Source organism: Azoarcus sp. DD4 (assembly GCF_006496635.1).
GTDB lineage: Bacteria > Pseudomonadota > Gammaproteobacteria > Burkholderiales > Rhodocyclaceae > Azoarcus.
On record NZ_CP022958.1, the window covers coordinates 1,835,533 to 1,856,388 of the forward strand.

The following is a 20,856-nucleotide window of genomic DNA, read 5'->3' on the forward strand; positions in this document are numbered from 1 at the left end:
GTCGTCTTCGACCGGCAACAAAAAACCGCCTTTCGGCGGTTTTTTGTTGGTACGGCGGCGAGTGCTCATTTCTTCCGCATTGGTGGGAGGTCGGTGCAACTGCCGTGCGCGACCTCGGCCGCCATGCCCACCGTTTCGCCCAGGGTGGGGTGCGGGTGGATGGTCTTGCCGATGTCGACCGCGTCCGCGCCCATTTCCACCGCCAGGCAGACTTCGCCGATCATGTCGCCGGCCGAGGGGCCGACGATGGTGCCGCCGATTACGCGGTGGGTTTCGGCGTCGAAGATCAGCTTGGTGAAGCCGTAGTCGGCGCCGTTGGCAATTGCGCGTCCGGAAGCCGCCCACGGGAACTTCGCCACCTCGACCTTCTTGCCCTCGGCCTTGGCCTGGGCTTCGGTATAGCCGACCCAGGCCACTTCCGGATGGGTGTAGGCCACGCCCGGGATGACGGTGGCGTCGAAGGCCGCCTTGTGACCGGCCGCAACTTCCGCCGCGACGTGGGCCTCGTGCACCGCCTTGTGGGCGAGCATGGGCTGGCCGACGATGTCGCCGATCGCGAAGATGTGCGGCACGTTGGTGCGCATCTGCGCATCCACCGGGATGAAGCCGCGTTCGCCGACCACCACGCCCGCCTTTTCGGCGCCGATCTTCTTGCCGTTGGGCGAGCGGCCCGCCGACTGCAGGATCATGTCGTAGCACACCGGCTCGGCAGGCGCGCCTTCGCCTTCGAACTTGACCCACAGGCCGTCGTCCTTCGCCTCGACGGCCGCGGTCTTGGTCTTGAGCATGACCTTGTCGAAGCGGTGGGCGTTCTGCTTTTCCCACACCTTGACCGCATCGCGGTCCGGACCCTGCATCAGGCCGTCGAGCATTTCGACGACGTCGATGCGCGCGCCCAGGGTGGAATACACCGTGGCCATTTCGAGGCCGATGATGCCGCCACCGATGACCAGCATCTTGCCCGGCACCTGACGCAGTTCGAGCGCGCCGGTGGAGTCGACGATGCGCGGGTCGCGCGGGATGAAGGGCAGGTGCACCGCGGCGCTGCCTGCGGCGATGATGCACTGCTTGAACTTCACCACCTTCTTCGCGCCGGTCTTGTCCTGGGCGTTGCCGGTGGTTTCCTCGACCTCGAGGTGATGCGGGTCGAGGAAGCTGCCGTAGCCGCGGATCACGTCCACCTTGCGCGCCTTGGCCATGCCGGAGAGGCCGCCGGTGAGCTTGCCGATCACGCCGTCCTTGTGCTTGCGCAACGCATCGACATCGACCGAAGGCTTGGCGAAGCTGATGCCGGCCGTACCGACGTGCTCGGCTTCCTCGATCACCGCGGCGACATGTAGCAGCGCCTTGGACGGGATGCAGCCGACGTTCAGGCATACGCCGCCCAGCGTCGCATAACGCTCGATGATCGCGGTCTTGAGGCCGAGGTCGGCGGCGCGGAAGGCGGCCGAGTAGCCGCCGGGGCCGGCGCCGAGCACCACCATGTCGTACTCGACGTCGGCACTGCCGGCGTGGCTGGCGGCAGCCGGGGCCGCCACCGCTGCAGCGGCGGGCGCTGCCGCCGGCGCCGGGGCGGGGGCAGCGGCAGCGTCGCCCGCCGCTTCCACCTTGAGCAGCACCGCACCTTCGCCGACCTTGTCGCCGACCTTGACCAGCACTTCCCTGACCACGCCGGCCGCCGACGACGGCACGTCCATCGTGGCCTTGTCGGACTCGAGGGTGCAGATCGCGTCGTCCACCTTGATGCTGTCGCCGACCTTCACGAACAGCTCGATCACCGGCACCGAGTCGAAATCGCCGATGTCCGGAACCTTCACTTCTACGAGGCTCATGGCGATCTCCTTACAGCATGACCCGACGGAAGTCGGCCAGCAGTTGGGCGAGGTAGACGTTGAAGCGGGTGGCGAGTGCGCCGTCGATCACGCGGTGGTCGGCGGTCAGCGACATCGGCAGGGTGAGGCGGGGCACGAAAGCCTTGCCGTCCCACACTGGCTTCATCACCGATTTGTTGACACCGAGGATGGCCACTTCCGGTGCATTGACGATGGGCGCGAAGTAGGTGCCACCGATGCCGCCCAGCGACGAGATGGTGAAGCAGGCGCCGGACATGTCGGCCGGGCCGAGCTTGCCGTCGCGCGCCTTCTTGGCGAGCGCGCCGGTTTCGGCGGCGATCTCGAACACGCTCTTCTTGTCGGCGTCCTTCACCACCGGCACGACCAGGCCGTTGGGGGTGTCGGCCGCGAAGGCGATGTTGAAATACTTCTTGTAGACGAGGTTGTCACCGTCGAGCGAGGTATTGAACTCCGGGAATTCCTGCAGCGCGCGCACCGATGCCTTGATGATGAAGGCGAGCATGGTGAGCTTCTTGCCGGACTTCTCGTACTCCTTGTTCATCTGGACGCGGAAGGCTTCCAGATCGGTGATGTCGGCATCCTCGTGGTAGGTCACTGCCGGGATCATCACCCAGTTGCGGGCGAGGTTCTGGCCGGAGATCTTCTTGATGCGGGACAGCGGCTTGATCTCGACCTCGCCGAACTTGGCGAAATCGACCTTGGGCCAGGGCAGCAGGTCCAGACCGCCGCCCAGGCTGGCGCCGGCGGCAGCGGCCGGGGTCTTGCCCGGGACAACGCCGGTGCTCATCGCGCCCTTGATGAAGGCGGCGACGTCTTCCTTGAGGATGCGATTCTTCGGGCCAGTGGCCTTGACCTGGCCGAGGTCGACGCCGAGCTCGCGGGCGAAGGCGCGCACCGACGGGCTGGCGTGCACCTTGCCGCCGAGGGTGACGGCCGAGGGCGCGGCTGGCGCGGCGGCAGCCACAGGGGCGGGTGCGGCAGCCGGAGCGGCCGCGGGCGCAGCGGCAGGCGCCGGAGCGGGGGCCGCGGCCGGTGCCGGCGCAGTAGCCGCGGCGGCAGGGGCCGCGCCGCTCTCCAGCTTGAGCAGCAGGCTGCCCTGCGACACCTTGTCGCCGACCTTGACCAGCACTTCCTTGACCACGCCGGCTGCCGAGGACGGCACGTCCATGGTGGCCTTGTCGGATTCCAGCGTGGCGATGGCGTCGTCCACCTTGAGGGTGTCGCCGACCTTCACGTACAGCTCGATCACCGGCACGTCGGAGAAGTCGCCGATGTCCGGCACTACCACCTCGACCACGCCGCCGCCAGCGGCGGGCGCCGCAACCGGGGCTGCGGTCGGAGCGGGGGCCGGTGCCGGAGCGGCGGCAGCCGGCGCGGCAGCGGCAGCGGCAGCGCCGGCTGCCTCCACCTTGATCAGCAGCGTGCCTTCCGACACCTTGTCGCCGATCTGGACCAGCACTTCCCTGACCACGCCGGCGGCGGACGAAGGCACGTCCATGGTTGCCTTGTCGGATTCGAGCGTGGCGATGGCGTCATCGACGGCGATGGTGTCGCCGACCTTGACGAACAGTTCGATCACCGGCACGGCGTCGAAATCGCCGATGTCCGGAACCTTGACTTCAATGAGTTGGCTCATGTTCTTGTCTCCCTTGGCACTCAGACGGACAGCGGGTTCGGCTTGTTCGGGTCAAGCTGGTACTTGACCAGGGCAGCGGCAACCTTGTCGCGTTCGATGGTGCCTTCGTCGGCAAGCGCCTTGAGCGCGGCCAGCGCAACCCAGCGGCGATCCACCTCGAAGAAGTGGCGCAGTTGTTCGCGGGTGTCGGAGCGGCCGAAGCCGTCGGTGCCCAGCGTGACGTAGCGGCCCGGCACGAAGGGACGGATCTGCTCGGCAAACATGCGGATGTAGTCGGTAGCGGCGATCACCGGGCCTTGGGCGCCGGCAAGCTTCTGTGCCACGTGGGACTGCTTCGGCGCTTCCAGCGGATGCAGCATGTTCCAGCGTTCGGCGTCCTGGCCGTCGCGGGCCAGTTCGTTGAAGCTCGGGCAGCCCCAGATGTCGGCTTCCACGCCCCAGTCGTTCTTCAGCAGGTCTGCAGCGGCGATCACCTCGCGGAAGATCGTGCCCGAACCCAGCAGCTGGACGCGCGGACCGGCCTTGTCGGCACCCTTGCGGAAGGCGTACATGCCCTTGAGGATGTCCTGCTCGGCACCGGCCGGCATCTCGGGATGTTCGTAGTTCTCGTTCATCACCGTGATGTAGTAGTAGACGTCCTCCTGCTCGGCGAACATCCGGCGCATGCCGTCCTGCACCACCACCGCCACTTCGTACTGGAAGGTCGGATCGTAGCTGACGCAGTTCGGGATCATGTTGGCGAGCAGGAGGCTGTGGCCGTCTTCGTGCTGCAGGCCTTCGCCGTTCAGCGTGGTGCGGCCGGCGGTGCCGCCGATCATGAAACCGCGGGTTCGCTGGTCGGCTGCCGCCCAGCACAGGTCCATGGTGCGCTGCAGGCCGAACATCGAATAGAAGATGTAGAACGGCACCATCTGCACGTTATGCACGCTGTAGGCGGTGCCGGCGGCGATCCAGTCGGCCATTGCGCCGGCTTCGTTGATCCCTTCCTGCAGCACCTGGCCGGTCTTCGATTCCTTGTAGAACATCAGCTGGTCATGGTCTTCCGGCACGTAGTTCTGGCCTTGCTGGTTCCAGATACCGTACTGGCGGAACATGCCTTCCATGCCGAAGGTGCGCGATTCGTCCGGCACGATGGGGACGATGTGGCGGCCGATGCCCTTGTCTTTCAACAGGGTGTTCATGATGCGCACGACGGCCATCGTGGTCGACAGTTCGCGACCTTCGCCGGAGGCCTTCAGCAGTGCTTCGAAGGCGGACAGCGGCGGCACCGGCAGCGCGTCGGCGGTGCGGCGGCGCTGCGGCAGGAAGCCGCCCAGCGCGACGCGGCGCTCCATCATGTACTTGTGCTCGGCCGAGCCTTCCTCGAATTTGAGGTAGGGCAGCTTTTCGAGCTGGTCGTCCGGTACGGGCAGGCCGAAGCGGTCGCGGAAGCGGCGGATGGCATCGAGGTCCAGCTTCTTCTGCTGGTGGGAGATGTTCATCGCCTCGCCGGCGCCGCCCATGCCGAAGCCCTTGATGGTCTTGGCCAGGATCAGCGTGGGCTGGCCCTTGTGTTCGGACGCGGCCTTGTAGGCGGCGAAGATCTTGAAGAGGTCGTGGCCACCGCGGTTGAGGTTCCAGATCTCATCGTCGGTCCAGTCGGCGACAAGTTCCTTCAGTTCGGGCGTGTTGAAGAAGTGCTCGCGGACGTAGGCGCCGTTCTTGGCCTTGAAGGTCTGATATTCGCCGTCCACGCAATCCATCATGCGCTTCTTGAGGATGCCCTTCTTGTCGCGCTGGAGCAGGGTGTCCCAGTGGGTGCCCCAGATGACCTTGATGACGTTCCAGCCCGCACCGCGGAATTCGGACTCCAGTTCCTGGATGATCTTGCCATTGCCGCGCACCGGGCCGTCCAGGCGTTGCAGGTTGCAGTTGATGACGAACACCAGGTTGTCGAGCTTCTCGCGTGCGGCCATGCCGATGGCGCCGAGCGATTCGACCTCGTCGGTCTCGCCGTCGCCGAGGAAGGCCCAGACCTTGCGCTGGTCGGCCTTGGCTGCATCGATCAGGCCGCGGCTGGCTAGGTACTTGGTGAAGCGGGCGGTGTAGATGGCCTGCAGCGGGCCCAGGCCCATCGACACGGTGGGGAACTGCCAGAAGTCCGGCATCAGCCAGGGGTGCGGGTAGGACGAGATGCCCTTGCCGTCAACTTCCTGGCGGAAATTGTCCATCTGCTCTTCGGTCAGGCGACCGAGCATGAAGGCGCGCGCATAGACGCCAGGCACCGAGTGGCCCTGGAAATAGATCATGTCGCCGTCGTGGTCGGCGGAAGGGGCATGCCAGAAGTGCGAGAAGCCGACGTCGTAAAGGGCGGCGGCGGAAGCGAAGGAGGCGATGTGGCCGCCGACGTTGGTGTGCTTGTTGGCGCGCACCACCATCGCCATGGCGTTCCAGCGGATGTAGGAGTGCAGCTTGATTTCCATGTCCGGGTCGCCGGGATAGCGCGGCTGGGCATCGGCCGGAATGGTGTTGATGTACTGGGTGGTAGCGGAGTAGGGGATGTCTACGCCTTCCTCACGGGCCGATTCGATCAGCTTCTCGATGAGGTAGTGGGCTCGTGCAGAGCCTTCGTTTTCGATGACGCCGGCGAGTGCCTGCAGCCATTCCTGCGTCTCCTGCGTGTCCGGGTCGGTTTGCAGGAAGGCGTTGGTTGTTCCGGTCATGGTTTGTCTCCTCATGACGTGCGGTTGGTGGATCCCGCCCGGTAAGGCGGGAGGTTTCTCGGAATCGCGCGTGACCGATCCAGGGTGCTGGTCGATCATCTTTTCAAACTATAAAACGAAGTTTCGGGATGTGCAATGAACTCGTTGTGTTCGATTTCCGTGAAACAGGGAAGACCGGATCTGAAACAGACGATGAGATCGCGCATTCATGCGCGCAGGGAAAGCCGATTGGCATGCGGCGGTGCAAAAGGCGGGGCGCGTGCGGGCAGTCGTCGCGCGGCAATCGGAGCGGGGAAAAAAATCGGCCGGGGGTGAGGGAGGGAGGGAGAGGTCCCCCGGCCGATCAGGAAAAGCGTGGCGACTCGCAGCCTGAAACCGCTGTCGCAAGCCAGCCGGCACCCGGGACCAAAGGCCAGGGCCGACTGGCACGGGATCATTGCCGTACCGCCCGGCGGCGGTCCTCGTCGTACGCAAATACGATCAGACCTTTGCGCACCTCGCCCATATGTATATGTTGCGATGCGGTAAAGGTTTCGTGCGAGTCTCTAGAGAAGGGACGATCATACGTCATGATCACGCCTTCGACCGGGTTGCGCAGGTTTTCCAGCGCGTCCCGGATCCGGTCTCCGTCGGTGCTGCCCGCCTGTCGGATCGCTGCCGCGAGCAGAAGGACGGAATCATACCCCTGCGCCGCGGCCGGCGGCACCGGAATTCGCTCCGTGCCGGTGGCTCTGCGCCAGGCCTCCAGAAAGGCACGGCGCCGGGGGGTGGTCGGTTCGGCAATGAAGGTCTGCGGCATGCGCGCGCCCTCGGCGTTGGGGCCGGCATTGTCGATGAAATTGGACATTGCCAGCGTCCAGCTGCCGACCAGCGGCACGCTCCAGTTCATCCTCGCCATGCCGTTCGCGATCTGCGCCAGTTCGGGACCGATGCCGTAAGTCAGGATAACCTGCGCGCCGGCGTCGCGCGCGCGCTGCAACTGCGCGGTCATGTCGACCTGACGCAGATGGAAGCGCTCGACCGTGACTGGCCGGATGTTGTGTTCTTCCAGTGCGTGCTGAAGGTCGAGGCGTCCGAGCAGGCCGTAGTTGGTGGCGTCGTGGAAGATGGCGATGCGGGTGAAGCGGCGGCGCAACACCGCCTCTTCCACGATCATCTTCGCCTGCAGGGTGTCGTTCGCCGAGACGCGGAAGATGAAGTTGTCCGGATGTTCGGGTGGCAGGAACTGCTTGGTGATGAGCGACCCGGTGGCCACCGCGGTCAGCATGGGGATGCGAGCTTCCTGATAATGGCGCTGGCTGGCGAGGGCTACGCCGGTATTGACGATGCCTAGGCCTGCGACGACGTGTTCGCGCTGGATGAACTCCTGGGCGATCAGCGTGCCGCGCTCGTTGCGCGCTTCGTCGTCGCGTTCGACCAGTTCGAACGGTCGGCCGAGCACGCCACCGCTCGCGTTGATTTCCGCAGTGGCGATGCGGATGCCCTCGCGCATGGAGATGCCCATGGGGCTGGAACCGCCGGTGAATGGGCCGGAAACGCCGATCCGGATCGGGTCGGGCATGGCGGCCTGGACCTGAAGAGGCTGCAACAAGAGCAGCAGCGCGACTAGATGCGCGCGACACGAACGGAAGAATCCGGCGGAGAGCATGGCGGCTACTTTATGACTGGCCGACCGTCGCAAGAATTGGCGGAAACCCCAAGGACTGTAGGGGCGCTAGGGTTAAACCGTATGTCGGGGATGGCTGCTGCCGGGAACAATGCCACAATGTCCCTCCGTCGCGCAGCTGGTGTCTGGCGGCGGCTCAACCTGCCCTCCCTCATGCCCGATTCGAACAAGACCGCGATGCAGACGCCACTACGCTGGTACTGGACGGCGCCTTATGTCGCGGTCGTGGTATTCGCGTTGTCCATGCTCGCCCTGGTGTGGCTGCTGCAGACCCGTGAGCTGGAGAATCAGCGCAATGCGGTCGCACGCGACGTTCAATGGGCCGAGCAGACCATGCGCCTGCACATGCAGGGGACGGAGGAGTTTCTCGGTCAGCTCGCCCGCGATCTCGCCAACGAGACGCTGGATCCGGATGCCTTCCAGGTGCGTGCCAACCAGCACATCGCCAACAGCGGCGAATTGGTCAACATCACCTGGGTCGGCGCCGACGAGGTGGTGCGCTGGTCGGCACCCTTCGATACCACCGACTGGCTGGCCGGCGACGCGCTCACGCAGGTGCAGACTTTCCCCTTCAACCGGGCGCGCGAGGTGGGCCGGCCGATCTACGGCGAGCCCTACAAGAGCCCGCGCGGCGGCATGGTGCTGGAAGTCTACGTGCCGGTGCGCCACGGCCGGGGCTTTCGTGGCGCCATCGTCGGCGTGTATTCGATCGAAGGCATGGTGCGCTACCTCGTACCGGGCTGGTTTGCCGAGAAATACCGGCTGGCGCTCGACAACGTGCGCGGCGAGACGCTGGCGGTGAATTCGGCGCTGCGCGATACCGACGAGACACTTTCCTTCCAGATTCCGCTCGACCCGCCAGGCAACGGCCTGAGCCTGCGGGCGACCGCTTTCCGCACCAGCGGCGCCTTGCCGCAGGCGCTGCCGACGGTACTGATCGTCGGGCTCTCGGTCATCGTGCTGTGGAGCTTGTGGATGTTGCGCAACCATGTGCTGCGCCGGGTGCAGGTGGAAAAGGAGCGCGACCGGCTCTTCAACCTGTCGCTCGACATGCTGTGCGTGGTGGGGTTCGATGGTGCTTTCCGCCGCTGCAATCCCGCCTTCGAGCACATCCTTGGCCATGCGCCGGAGGCCTTGCCGGGTTCCGCCTTGCTCGACATCGTCCATCGTGACGATGTTGCTGCGACCCTGGAGCAGATGCGGAGGCTGACCAGTGGCGAGCCGGTGAAGTTCGAAAACCGTTGTCGTTGCGCCGACGGCAGCTACAAGTGGCTGGTGTGGAGCATCAACCCGGTGCGCGAGGAAAAACTGGTGTATGGGGTGGCGCACGACATCACCGGCCGCAAGGCGGCGGAAGAGGCCTTGCGTGCCGAGTCCGCCTTCCGCAAGGCGATGGAAGAGTCGGTGCTCACCGGTCTGCGCGCGATCGACCTGAGCGGTCGCATCATCTATGTGAACTCCGCCTTCTGCCGCATGGTCGGTTTCAGCGAACAGGAGCTGATCGGTTCCGGTGCGCCCTTCCCGTACTGGCCGACCGAGGAATTCGACATCTGCCGTCGCAACCTGGAACTTACCTTGGCCGGCCGCGCGCCGCCCAGCGGTTTCGAGATGCGCATACGGCGCAAGAACGGCGAGCGGCTGGATGCGCGCTTCTACCTGTCGCCGTTGATCGATCTCGAAGGCCGCCAGACCGGCTGGATGGCTTCCGTCACCGACATCACCGAGCCGAAACGGGTGCGCGCGGCGTTGGAAGCGGCGCACGAACGCTTCGAGGCGGTGATCGACGGGCTGGATGCCGCAGTGTTCGTGGCCGACGCGCGTACCGACGAAATCCTCTTCGCCAACCGGGCCTTCAAGAGCATCCACGGTTTCGATGCGGTCGGCCGCACGGTGCGCGGCGTTGCTGTACCCCAGCCCGAGCGCGGCGACTACCGCGTCGATCCGCGCGGCCTTACCGTCGGCGATCTGCCGCGCGAGCTGTTCGACGGCGAACTGCAGCATCCGCTGTCGGGGCGCTGGTATCACGTGCGCGAGCACGCCACGCGCTGGGTGGACGGTCGTGTCGTGCGGATGGGTATCGCCACCGACATTACCGACCGCAAGCAGACCGCGGAGGTGTCGCGCCAGCAGGAAGAGCGCCTGCAGCGCACGGCGCGCCTGATCACCATGGGCGAGATGGCGTCCACGCTTGCGCACGAGCTCAACCAGCCGCTGTCGGCCATCGCCAACTACTGTGCCGGCTGCGTGACGCGCATCCAGGGCGGCGGCTGGAAGCAGGAGGACATCCTGGGCGCGATGCAGAAGGCCAGTTTCCAGGCCGAGCGCGCCGGCAAGATCATCCGCCGCATCCGCGAATTCGTGAAGAAGAGCGAACCGCGCCGCAGCGCGGTGCAGATTTCCGACGTGCTGGACGACGCGCTCGGCTTTGCCGACATCGACGCGCGGCGCGTAGGCATCCGCATCGTGGCCGATGTGGCGCACGATCTGCCCGCCGTGTACGCCGACCGGATCATGATCGAGCAGGTGCTGCTCAATCTCGTGCGCAATGGTCTCGATGCGATGGCCGACACCTTGGCGAGCGAGCGCGAGCTTACGGTGCGGGCTCGCGCCTTCGGGCCGCATGCGGTGGAGGTGGCAGTGATAGACCGTGGTCACGGTATCAGCGAGGACGACCGCATGCGGTTGTTCACGCCCTTCTACACGACCAAGGCCGAGGGGATGGGGATGGGGCTCAACATCTGCCGTTCCATCATCGAGTTCCACGATGGCCGGCTGGTGGTCGACGCCAACCCCGAAGGCGGTACCATATTCTCATTCACCTTGCCCACGGAGGCCGCCAGTGAGCGAATCGCACGCCGCGCCTGACCAACAGATTTTCATCGTCGACGACGACGAGGCCCTGCGTGATTCCTTGGTGTGGATGCTCGAATCCAGCGGTTACCGGGTGGCCGCCTTCGATTCCGCCGAGGCCTTCCTTGCGGCGTGGAGCGACCTTATGGCGGGTTGCCTGGTGCTGGACGTGCGCATGCCGGGCATGAGCGGGCTGGAATTGTTCGAAGAGCTGGGCCGTCGCCGCTGCACCTTGCCGGTGATCTTCATTACCGGTCATGGCGACGTGCCGATGGCCGTGGCGGCGCTGAAGAAGGGCGCCGCCGACTTCATCGAGAAGCCCTTTGCCGATCGCGACATGCTGCGCCTGGTGGCGCAGTGCCTCGAGCAGGAGCGTGCCAGCCGGGGCAAGCGCCGCCAGGAGGCGGACACGGCGCGCCGGCTGGAGCACTTGACCCAGCGCGAGCGCGAGGTGCTCGATCTCATCATCGCGGGCAAGCTCAACAAGCAGATTGCCGACGTGCTGGGCATCAGCATCAAGACGGTGGAAGTGCACCGTGCCCGCGTCATGGAGAAGATGGGCGCGCATTCGCTCGCCGAACTCGTCCAGCACGTGGTCACGGTCGAGCCCGCTGCGCCGACGCGTTGAACTCACCGCAGCGCGGTGAGGGCAGCAGGTCCGCGCGGGGGGTGGGCGACATCGCCGGATTGCTGGCGATAGCGCGCGAAGGTGCACGCAAGATCCTGATGTTGCGATAAAATTGCGAGCTTTTTTCGAGGCACTCCCTATGAGCGCTCGCATTATCGATGGCAACGCGCTGGCAGCGCGCGTGCGTGGCGAGATCGCCGAACGCGCCGCAGCGCTCACCGGTCGGGGTGTCCAGCCCTGTCTCGCCGTCATCCTCGTCGGCGAAAACCCGGCTTCCGCTGTTTATGTGCGCAACAAGGTTGCCGCATGCGAGAAGGCCGGCATCCGCTCGCTGCGCTTCGACTACCCGCAGGACGTGGCGCCCGAAGTGGTGATGGGCAAGCTCGCCGAGCTCAATGCCGACACTGCCGTTCACGGCATCCTGGTGCAACTGCCGCTGCCGCCGCAGTTCGACGAGGCTGCAGTGCTGGAGGCGATCAACGTGGCCAAGGACGTCGACGGTTTCCATGCCGAGAATGTCGGCCGCTTGTCGCAGAACCAGGAAGCCTTCCTGCCGTGTACGCCTCATGGCGTCATGAAGATGTTCGAGGCCGAGGGCGTGCCCCTGGCGGGCGCGGAGGCGGTCGTGATCGGCCGTTCCAATATCGTGGGCAAGCCGATGGCCATGCTGCTGACCAACGCCGGTGCCACCGTGACCGTGTGCCATTCCAAGACCCGCGACCTGCAGTTCCACACGCGCCGGGCCGATATCGTGGTCGCCGCGATCGGCAAGCCGCGCTTCGTCACCGGCGAGATGATCAAGCCGGGTGCTACCGTGATCGACGTCGGCATCAACCGCTTGCCGGACGGGAAGCTCTGTGGCGACGTGGATTTCGACTCGGCGAAGGACGTGGCCGGCCTCATTACGCCGGTGCCGGGTGGCGTGGGTCCGATGACGATTACCATGCTGCTCGAGAACACGGTGATTTCGGCCGTGCGTGCCGCTCGCGCAGCGGGGAAGTGAGGCAATGACGATGATCGAGAACACCGCTGCGGCGCAACCCGTCGTCGGCATCATCATGGGTTCGAATTCCGACTGGCCGACCATGCAGGCTGCCGCCAAGGTGTTGACCGAGTTCGGCGTACCCTTCGAGGCGCGCGTGGTTTCGGCTCACCGCACCCCGGACCTGATGTTCGAATACGCGGCAAGCGCGCGCGCGCGCGGCCTGCAGGCCATCATTGCGGGTGCCGGTGGTGCGGCCCATCTGCCGGGTATGGTGGCGGCCAAGACCACGGTGCCGGTACTCGGTGTGCCGGTGCAGTCCAAGGCCTTGTCGGGCCAGGATTCGCTGCTTTCCATTGTGCAGATGCCCAAGGGCATTCCGGTGGCGACCTTCGCGATCGGCGAGGCGGGTGCTGCCAATGCCGGCCTGTTCGCGGTGGCCTTGCTGGCCAATCAGGATGCCGTGCTTGCTGAAAGGCTCGAGGCGTTCCGGGCACGCCAGACCCAGGCCGTGCTCGACATGAAACTGGATTGAGAGAGTCCACAACATGATTCTTCCGCCTGCCACCCTCGGCATGCTCGGCGGCGGCCAGCTCGGCCGCTTTTTCGTTTCTGCTGCCCATGAGATGGGTTACAAGGTCTGGGTGCTGGATCCGGATCCGCACAGTCCGGCCGGGCGCATTGCCGATCGGCACCTGGTGGCCGCCTACGACGATTACACGGCGCTCGACGCGCTGGCCGCCGAGTGTGCAGCGGTGACGACCGAGTTCGAGAACGTACCGGCCGACACCCTGGACTATCTGGCCAAGTTCATTCCGACCCACCCTGCGGCGAGTGCGGTGGCGGTTTGCCAGAATCGCATCGCGGAAAAGCGTTTTCTGGCGGATAACGGTCTGCCACATGGTCCTTTCGCCGTGATCCGCGGCGAAGACGATATCCGCGACGCCAGTGCAGGACTTTTCCCGGCCGTGCTGAAGGTGGCGCGCTTCGGCTACGACGGCAAGGGCCAGGCTCGTGTTGCCGATCGTGACGAGGCACTCGCCGCCTTTCGCCACTTCAAGGGCGAGGCCTGCGTACTTGAGAGGTTGCTGAAACTCGATTACGAGGTGTCGGTGGTGCTGGCGCGCGACGAGGGCGGCACCGTGCGCTGTTTTTCGCCCGGTGAGAATCAGCATCGCAACGGCATTCTCGACGTCACCATCGCGCCGGCGCGCGCGTCTGCCTGCCTGCGCGACAGTGCGCAGGAAATCGCCGAGCGGATTGCCGAAAAGCTGTCCTATGTCGGGACGTTGGGGGTCGAGTTCTTCGTCTGCGGCGGCGAACTCTACGTGAACGAGATGGCGCCAAGGCCGCACAACAGCGGTCATCACACGATAGACGCGTGTGACGTGAGCCAGTACGAACAGCAACTGCGGGCCTTGTGTGGCCTGCCGCTTGCCAGTCCGCGCCAGCATTCGGCGGCGGTGATGGTCAATCTGCTGGGGGAGCTCTGGTACGAGGGCGGTCACGGCAACGGGGCCTACCGCGAGCCGGCATGGGATGTGTTGGCCGGGATGCCCGGGCTCAGGCTGCATCTGTATGGCAAGCATCACGCGCGTCCGGGTCGCAAGATGGGGCATTTCACCGTGATCGGCGAGGATGCTGGGGCGGTGCTGGCGCGTGCCATGGAGGCGCGGGCGGCGATAGGCGTGCACGACGAATGAGCGCCCGCACGGCGCCGGCGCTCATCGTAGAGCCCACTGCCGACAATATCCGCCGCGCAGCCGATCTGCTGCGCGCGGGTGAATTGGTGGGTTTGCCGACCGAAACGGTCTATGGCCTGGCGGCAGATGCGCTCGATCCGGTTGCAGTGCGCAAGATCTTCGCTGCCAAGGGGCGGCCTGCGGATCATCCGCTGATTGTCCATCTGCCGGACGCCGACCATCTGCCACGCTGGGCGGCGAGCATTCCCAAAGAGGCGGTGGCGCTGGCGCGCGCGTACTGGCCGGGGCCGCTAACCCTTATCCTGAAACGCGAGAGCGGGGTGCCGGATGAGGTGACTGGCGGTCAGGATACCGTTGGCGTCCGGGTGCCGGCGCATCCGGTTGCGCTCGCCCTGCTGCGTGTTTTCGATTCCGGTCTGGCTGCACCCAGCGCCAATCGCTTCGGCCGCATCAGCCCCACTACGGCGGCGCATGTCGCTGACGAGTTGGCCGGCAGGCTTGCAATGGTGCTCGACGGTGGTCCCTGTGAAGTCGGGATCGAGTCCACCATTCTCGATCTGTCCAGACTTGCGGAGCATGGGCCGGAGATCTTGCGTCCCGGTGCGATCTCGCCGGAAGACATCGCCGCGGTCATCGGCCGGCGACCGCATGTGCGTGGTGAGGCGAGCGCGATCGATGATGCGGTGGTGCCACGCGTGTCCGGCGCACTGGCGGCCCACTACGCGCCGCGAACCCCGCTGTGCCTGATCGACGGTGTGCGCCTGGTCGAAGAGGCCTCCGTGCTGGCGGGCGAGGGTAGTCGGGTCGCGGTATTGGCGCGCACGGTGGCGGATCCGCATGACGCACGCCTGATCTGGAGGTCGGCGCCGGCTACCGCTGCGCCCTATGCGCACGAACTCTATGCCACCCTGCGCGAGCTCGATGCGCTCGGTGCCGATTTCATCGTGGTTGAGGAACTGCCGCGGACGCTGGAGTGGCGTGCGATAGGGGATCGCCTTGGACGGGCAGCAGTGGGGTCCGGGGGCGAAAGCGACGAAACATGAGCGATGGCGGTCCAGCAGCAGAAATCCGAGGGCGGGGCTTCCCATTGACCGACGACTTGCCTATAATGCGCGCTCTTTCGGGCCGATAGCTCAGCTGGGAGAGCGCTGCGTTCGCAATGCAGAGGTCGGGAGTTCGATCCTCCTTCGGTCCACCAGAATTCGAAAGCCCCGCGTCAGCGATGATCTGCGGGGCTTTTTTGCGCCTCGTGAGCGCATCCGCGAGTGCAGGAGCGGCTGATTGCGGGTCGTGGTGCAGGACGCCCTGCGTTGTCTTGGCAGGGTAAATTCGTTATAATCTCAAGCATTTGATGGCGGGATTGGCCCAAGGGCTCGTCCCGTTTTTTCACATATGGGGGTGGCTGGATCCGGCCCCCTGTTTTTTCGGCTGAACTCAGGAGTTTGTCGTGACTGCTTTCCCGCCCGCCCTTCTTGCGCTTGCCGACGGCACCGTCTTCTTCGGCAAGGGTATCGGTGCGGTTGGCAGCACGGTTGGCGAGGTTGTGTTCAATACCTCGATGTCGGGCTATCAGGAAATCCTGACCGACCCGAGCTATTGTCGCCAGATCGTGACGCTGACTTATCCGCACATCGGAAACACCGGTATCAACCGGGAGGACGTCGAGGCGGATCGTGTGCATGCTGCCGGCCTCGTCATCCGTGATTTGCCGATTCTCCCGTCCAACTTCCGCATGGATCAGCGACTCGATGCCTATCTGAAGGCCGAGAACATCGTCGCCATCGCCGGCCTCGATACGCGCAAGCTCACTCGTGTGCTGCGCGAGAAAGGGGCTCAGGCGGGCTGTATCGTTACTGCGGCCGAAGGCAGCACACTCAACGTCGAGGCGGCGATTGCCGAAGCCCGCAGCTTCCCCGGGCTGGCCGGCATGGATCTGGCCAAGGTCGTCAGCGTCAAGGAGCCCTACGAGTGGGCCGAGGGCGAGTGGGTGCTGGGACAGGGTTATGTTCCGCAGACCGCGCCACGCTTCCATGTGGTTGCCTACGACTTCGGCATCAAGCGCAACATCCTGCGCATGCTGGCCGATCGCGGCTGCCGCCTGACCGTCGTGCCGGCGCAGACGCCTGCCAGCGTGGTGCTCGGCATGAAGCCCGATGGCGTGTTCCTGTCGAACGGCCCCGGCGATCCGGAGCCCTGCGACTACGCGATCGAGGCGATTCGCCAGATCGTTGCAGCGAAGATCCCGACCTTCGGCATCTGTCTCGGCCATCAGTTGCTGGCGCTCGCGTCCGGTGCAAAGACCATGAAGATGAAGGCGGGCCACCACGGCGCCAATCACCCGGTAAAGGATCTGGACAGCGGGCAGGTGCTGATCACCAGCCAGAATCACGGCTTTGCGGTGGATTCCGCAGTCATGCCTGATTCGCTGCGGGTCACCCATGTGTCGCTGTTCGACGGCACCAACCAGGGTTTGGTCCGTACCGACGCCCCGGTGTTCTCGTTCCAGGGGCATCCGGAGGCGAGCCCGGGCCCGCATGACGTCGCCTATCTGTTCGACCGCTTCATCAAACTGATCGAAGCGAGCAAGTAAGTCTGCATCCCCGGCGGGCCTGGTCCGCCGCCCAAGAATTTCAGAGGCAAGGCAATGCCCAAACGCACCGACATAAAGAGCATCCTGATCATCGGCGCCGGACCCATCGTCATCGGTCAGGCCTGCGAGTTCGACTACTCCGGCGCCCAGGCCTGCAAGGCCCTGCGCGAAGAAGGTTACAAGGTCGTGCTGGTTAACTCCAATCCGGCGACCATCATGACCGATCCGGAAACCGCGGACGTCACCTACATCGAGCCGATCACCTGGCAGGTGGTCGAGCGCATCATAGAGAAGGAACGTCCCGACGCGGTGCTGCCGACCATGGGCGGCCAGACGGCGCTCAACTGTGCGCTCGATCTTGCCCGTCACGGGGTGCTTGAGAAGTTCGGCGTGGAGTTGATCGGCGCCACCAGCGAGGCGATCGACAAGGCCGAGGACCGCCTCAAGTTCAAGGATGCGATGACCAAGATCGGTCTCGGCTCGGCGCGTTCCGGCATTGCCCACAGCCTTGAAGAGGCGCTGCAGGTGCAAGGCGGCATCGGCTTCCCGGTGATCATCCGTCCGAGCTTCACGCTCGGCGGCACCGGCGGCGGCATCGCCTACAACATGGAAGAGTTTCATGACATCTGCAAGCGCGGCCTGGAGGCAAGTCCGACCAACGAGCTGCTGATCGAAGAATCCCTGCTCGGCTGGAAAGAGTATGAGATGGAAGTCGTGCGCGACCGTGCCGACAACTGCATCATCGTCTGTTCGATCGAGAACCTCGATCCGATGGGTGTGCATACCGGCGACTCGATCACCGTTGCACCGGCGCAGACCCTGACCGACAAGGAATACCAGATCCTTCGCAACGCCTCGATCGCGGTGTTGCGCGAGATCGGTGTGGATACTGGCGGTTCCAACGTACAGTTCGCGATCAATCCGAAGGACGGTCGGATGATCGTCATCGAGATGAATCCGCGGGTGTCGCGCTCGTCGGCGCTGGCCTCCAAGGCGACCGGTTTCCCGATCGCCAAGGTCGCGGCCAAGCTCGCTGTCGGCTACACGCTGGACGAACTCAAGAACGACATCACCGGCGGTGCGACTCCCGCATCGTTCGAACCGTCGATCGACTACGTCGTCACCAAGATTCCACGCTTTGCCTTCGAGAAGTTCCCGGCGGCAAACGACCGCCTTACCACCCAGATGAAGTCGGTGGGCGAGGTCATGGCCATGGGCCGTACCTTCCAGGAGTCCTTCCAGAAGGCGCTGCGTGGTCTTGAAGTGGGTGTCTATGGTCTCGACGAGGTCGAAGCCGACCGCGAGGATCTCGAGCACGAGCTCGCCAATCCCGGCGCCCAGCGCATCTGGTACGTCGGCCAGGCCTTCCGCGAAGGCATGAGCCAGGAGCAGGTGCACAACCTCACCAAGATCGATCCCTGGTTCCTGGCACAGATCGAGGACATCGTCCTGACCGAGAAGGCGCTCGCCGGCCGTTCGCTCAAGGCGATGCAGGCAGGCGAACTGCGCGAGATGAAGAAGAAGGGCTTCTCCGATCGCCGCATCGCCAAGCTCCTTGGTACCGACGAAACGGCGGTCCGCTTCCAGCGCCACACGCTCGGCGTGCGTCCGGTGTTCAAGCGGGTCGATACCTGCGCTGCGGAATTCGCGACCTCCACCGCCTATCTGTATTCGTCGTACGAAGAAGAATGCGAAGCCCGTCCGACCGACAAGAAGAAGATCATGGTGCTCGGCGGCGGTCCGAACCGTATCGGCCAAGGCATCGAGTTCGACTACTGCTGCGTGCATGCCGCATTGGCACTGCGTGAAGACGGGTACGAGACCATCATGGTCAACTGCAACCCGGAAACCGTCTCCACCGACTACGACACCTCGGATCGCCTGTATTTCGAGCCGATTACGCTGGAAGACATCCTCGAGATCGTCCATATCGAAAAGCCGGTCGGCGTTATCGTCCAGTTCGGCGGCCAGACGCCGCTCAAGCGCGCCCAGGCGCTGCAGGACAACGGCGTGCCCATCATCGGCACCAGCCCGGACATGATCGACGCGGCCGAAGACCGCGAGCGCTTCCAGAAGCTGCTCAACGACCTCGGTCTGAAGCAGCCGCCCAACCGGACGGCCCGTACGCCTGAAGCCGCGGTGCGGCTGGCGGCCGAGATCGGCTATCCGCTGGTGGTGCGGCCGTCCTACGTGCTCGGTGGCCGGGCGATGGAGATCGTCCACGAGCAGAAGGACCTCGAGCGTTACATGCGCGAAGCGGTCAAGGTCTCCAATGAATCGCCGGTATTGCTCGACCGCTTCCTCAACGATGCCACCGAAGTCGACGTCGATGCGTTGTCCGACGGTACGCAAGTGATCATCGGCGGCATCATGGAGCACATCGAACAGGCGGGTGTGCATTCGGGCGACTCTGCCTGCTCGCTGCCGCCCTACACGCTGTCGGCCAAGCTTCAGGACGAGCTGCGCCGTCAGACCGAGGCGATGGCGCGTGCGCTCAACGTCGTCGGCCTGATGAATGTGCAGTTCGCAATCCAGGGCGAAGGCGACAACGCCGTCGTCTATGTGCTGGAAGTCAATCCGCGTGCCTCGCGCACTGTGCCCTTCGTGTCCAAGGCCTGCTCGCTGCCGCTGGCTAAGATCGCCGCGCGCTGCATGGCGGGACAGAGCCTGGAGAGCCAGGGCGTTACCGGCGAAGTCGTGCCGCCGTATTACTCGGTCAAGGAAGCGGTATTCCCCTTCGTGAAGTTCCCCGGTGTGGATACCATCCTCGGGCCGGAGATGAAGTCCACCGGTGAAGTGATGGGCGTCGGCCGCAGCTTCGCAGAGGCCTTCGTCAAGAGCCAGCTTGCCGCCAGCGTGCGCTTGCCGACCTCCGGTGCGGCCTTCATCAGCGTCAAGCCCACCGATCGGCCGGCCGCGGTGGAAGTGGCGCGTGAATTGCACGAGCTCGGTTTCAGTCTCGTGGCGACCCGCGGAACGGGGGCCGCCCTGGAGGCAGCCGGGATTCCGGTGACCATGGTGAACAAGGTCAATGAGGGCCGTCCGCACGTGGTCGACATGATCAAGAACAACGAGATCGCGCTGGTGATCAATACCGTCGAGGAAAAGCGGCAGGCGATCAACGATTCGCGTTCGATCCGGACGTCGGCTCTGGCGGCCAAGGTGACGGTCTATACGACGATCGAAGGCGCCCGCGCCGCGTGCATGGGCATGCGCCATCTGTCGGGGCTTGAGGTGTATGCCGTGCAGGATCTCCACAAAGAATTGAAGCAGGCCGTATGAACAAGACCCCGCTCACTGTTGCCGGCGCCGAAAAGCTGCGGCTCGAACTGCATCGCCTCAAGACCGTAGACCGGCCCAATGTGATCGCCGCCATCGCCGAGGCGCGTTCGCACGGAGACTTGTCCGAGAACGCCGAGTACGATGCCGCCAAGGAACGCCAGGGTTTCATCGAAGGGCGCATCGCCGAGGTGGAGGGCAAGCTCGCCAACGCCCAGATCATCGATCCGACGCTGCTCGATGCCGACGGTCGTTGCGTTTTCGGGGCAACCGTCCAGCTGGAGGACATGGACTCCGGCCAGATGGTGACCTACCAGATCGTCGGCGAGGACGAGGCAGACATCAAGGAACTGAAAATTTCGGTCAGTTCGCCCATTGCCCGTGCCCTCATCGGCAAGTACGCTGGGGACATCGCAGAAGTGCAGGCACCGGGCGGTGTGCGCGAATACGAAATCATAGACGTTCGTTACATTTGAGTCGGTCCGTGCAGCGTTTCGCCGACCATGTGGCCATGATTGTCGTCACCCTGTGGGTTGGGGCGATGTGGACGGTGGGCTACGTGGTTGCGCCGACGCTGTTCGGCATGCTGTCGGATCGTGCGCTCGCCGGGAATGTTGCGGGGCGGCTTTTTGCCATCGTGGGCTGGTTGGGCATAGGATCAGCCGCCTATCTGCTGGCCCTGATCGCCTTTCGTGAAGGCCGGCGCAGGTTTCGCGAGCCCTTGTTATGGGTGACCGCGTTGATGCTGTTGCTCACCGTGGTCGGACAGTTCGGCATCCAGCCCTTGATGGCGGAATTGAAGGCGAACGCGTTGCCGGCGGACGTGATGGACACCGCCTTGCGCGATCGCTTTGCCGCCTGGCATGGGGTTTCGAGTGTGCTCTATCTCATTCAGAGCGTGCTTGCGATCGGGCTGGCCATAGGCGTCAGGCGGGTGCTGCGCTGATGGTAGGCCTGGGCGGCGAGC

Annotated in this window: 14 protein-coding genes and 1 tRNA gene; 11 read left to right on the forward strand and 4 right to left on the reverse strand. The window is 64.8% G+C overall.

Going from position 1 to position 20,856, the window contains the following annotated elements:
• Positions 1-65: 65 nt before the first annotated feature.
• The 4 genes from lpdA to CJ010_RS08630 form a co-directional block, all read right to left on the reverse strand.
• On the reverse strand, positions 66-1,832 hold the full coding sequence (lpdA, locus tag CJ010_RS08615; protein WP_141017654.1) for a dihydrolipoyl dehydrogenase: 1,767 nt from the start codon (positions 1,830-1,832) through the stop codon (positions 66-68).
• 10 nt (positions 1,833-1,842) lie between these two features.
• Positions 1,843-3,489, reverse strand: coding sequence for a dihydrolipoyllysine-residue acetyltransferase (gene aceF / locus CJ010_RS08620; protein WP_141017655.1), 1,647 nt, complete (start codon positions 3,487-3,489; stop codon positions 1,843-1,845).
• A gap of 20 nt (positions 3,490-3,509) precedes the next feature.
• On the reverse strand, positions 3,510-6,191 hold the full coding sequence (aceE, locus tag CJ010_RS08625; RefSeq protein ID WP_141017656.1) for a pyruvate dehydrogenase (acetyl-transferring), homodimeric type: 2,682 nt from the start codon (positions 6,189-6,191) through the stop codon (positions 3,510-3,512).
• Between the two features lie 433 nt (positions 6,192-6,624).
• Positions 6,625-7,839 (reverse strand): ABC transporter substrate-binding protein, encoded by a 1,215-nt coding sequence (locus tag CJ010_RS08630; RefSeq protein WP_141017657.1) that lies wholly within the window; start codon positions 7,837-7,839, stop codon positions 6,625-6,627.
• 171 nt (positions 7,840-8,010) lie between these two features.
• Here CJ010_RS08630 and CJ010_RS08635 point away from each other — a divergent pair, with 171 nt between their 5' ends.
• From CJ010_RS08635 to CJ010_RS08685, 11 genes are all read left to right on the forward strand, one after another.
• Positions 8,011-10,722: a PAS domain S-box protein gene (locus CJ010_RS08635; RefSeq protein WP_141020624.1), complete on the forward strand. Its 2,712-nt coding sequence runs from the start codon at positions 8,011-8,013 to the stop codon at positions 10,720-10,722.
• On the forward strand, positions 10,697-11,335 hold the full coding sequence (locus CJ010_RS08640) for a response regulator transcription factor (RefSeq protein WP_141017658.1): 639 nt from the start codon (positions 10,697-10,699) through the stop codon (positions 11,333-11,335). Before CJ010_RS08635 ends, CJ010_RS08640 begins: the two co-directional genes overlap by 26 nt.
• Before the next feature lie 139 nt (positions 11,336-11,474).
• Positions 11,475-12,338, forward strand: a complete 864-nt coding sequence (gene folD, locus CJ010_RS08645; protein ID WP_141017659.1) for a bifunctional methylenetetrahydrofolate dehydrogenase/methenyltetrahydrofolate cyclohydrolase FolD — start codon at positions 11,475-11,477, stop codon at positions 12,336-12,338.
• 10 nt (positions 12,339-12,348) lie between these two features.
• Positions 12,349-12,852: a 5-(carboxyamino)imidazole ribonucleotide mutase gene (gene purE / locus CJ010_RS08650; RefSeq protein WP_141017660.1), complete on the forward strand. Its 504-nt coding sequence runs from the start codon at positions 12,349-12,351 to the stop codon at positions 12,850-12,852.
• A gap of 13 nt (positions 12,853-12,865) precedes the next feature.
• On the forward strand, positions 12,866-14,020 hold the full coding sequence (locus tag CJ010_RS08655; RefSeq protein WP_141017661.1) for a 5-(carboxyamino)imidazole ribonucleotide synthase: 1,155 nt from the start codon (positions 12,866-12,868) through the stop codon (positions 14,018-14,020).
• Positions 14,017-15,063, forward strand: coding sequence for an L-threonylcarbamoyladenylate synthase (locus tag CJ010_RS08660; RefSeq protein WP_141017662.1), 1,047 nt, complete (start codon positions 14,017-14,019; stop codon positions 15,061-15,063). Before CJ010_RS08655 ends, CJ010_RS08660 begins: the two co-directional genes overlap by 4 nt.
• Before the next feature lie 79 nt (positions 15,064-15,142).
• Positions 15,143-15,218, forward strand: a tRNA-Ala gene (locus tag CJ010_RS08665).
• 249 nt (positions 15,219-15,467) lie between these two features.
• Positions 15,468-16,610 carry a glutamine-hydrolyzing carbamoyl-phosphate synthase small subunit gene (gene carA, locus CJ010_RS08670; protein ID WP_141017663.1) on the forward strand — a complete coding sequence of 381 codons (1,143 nt, stop codon included), beginning with the start codon at positions 15,468-15,470 and terminating at the stop codon, positions 16,608-16,610.
• A gap of 54 nt (positions 16,611-16,664) precedes the next feature.
• Positions 16,665-19,892, forward strand: coding sequence for a carbamoyl-phosphate synthase large subunit (gene carB, locus CJ010_RS08675; protein ID WP_141017664.1), 3,228 nt, complete (start codon positions 16,665-16,667; stop codon positions 19,890-19,892).
• Complete coding sequence (gene greA, locus CJ010_RS08680) at positions 19,889-20,365, forward strand: transcription elongation factor GreA (protein ID WP_141017665.1); 477 nt, start codon at positions 19,889-19,891, stop codon at positions 20,363-20,365. The genes carB and greA overlap by 4 nt, the downstream gene beginning before the upstream one ends.
• Positions 20,366-20,373: 8 nt before the next feature.
• A complete protein-coding gene (locus CJ010_RS08685; protein ID WP_141017666.1) occupies positions 20,374-20,835 on the forward strand; it encodes a DUF4149 domain-containing protein in 462 nt (153 codons plus the stop codon).
• Positions 20,836-20,856: the final 21 nt, after the last annotated feature.

Bases quoted from the DNA above. Each gene is read 5' to 3' on its own strand.
- purE (WP_141017660.1), top strand. From the start codon at position 12,349: ATGATCGAGAACACCGCTGCGGCGCAACCCGTCGTCGGCATCATCATG.
- folD (WP_141017659.1), top strand. From the start codon at position 11,475: ATGAGCGCTCGCATTATCGATGGCAACGCGCTGGCAGCGCGCGTGCGT.
- CJ010_RS08635 (WP_141020624.1), top strand. From the start codon at position 8,011: ATGCCCGATTCGAACAAGACCGCGATGCAGACGCCACTACGCTGGTAC.
- CJ010_RS08630 (WP_141017657.1), bottom strand. From the start codon at position 7,839: ATGCTCTCCGCCGGATTCTTCCGTTCGTGTCGCGCGCATCTAGTCGCG.
- CJ010_RS08655 (WP_141017661.1), top strand. From the start codon at position 12,866: ATGATTCTTCCGCCTGCCACCCTCGGCATGCTCGGCGGCGGCCAGCTC.
- carB (WP_141017664.1), top strand. From the start codon at position 16,665: ATGCCCAAACGCACCGACATAAAGAGCATCCTGATCATCGGCGCCGGA.
- aceE (WP_141017656.1), bottom strand. From the start codon at position 6,191: ATGACCGGAACAACCAACGCCTTCCTGCAAACCGACCCGGACACGCAG.
- greA (WP_141017665.1), top strand. From the start codon at position 19,889: ATGAACAAGACCCCGCTCACTGTTGCCGGCGCCGAAAAGCTGCGGCTC.
- lpdA (WP_141017654.1), bottom strand. From the start codon at position 1,832: ATGAGCCTCGTAGAAGTGAAGGTTCCGGACATCGGCGATTTCGACTCG.
- CJ010_RS08660 (WP_141017662.1), top strand. From the start codon at position 14,017: ATGAGCGCCCGCACGGCGCCGGCGCTCATCGTAGAGCCCACTGCCGAC.
- aceF (WP_141017655.1), bottom strand. From the start codon at position 3,489: ATGAGCCAACTCATTGAAGTCAAGGTTCCGGACATCGGCGATTTCGAC.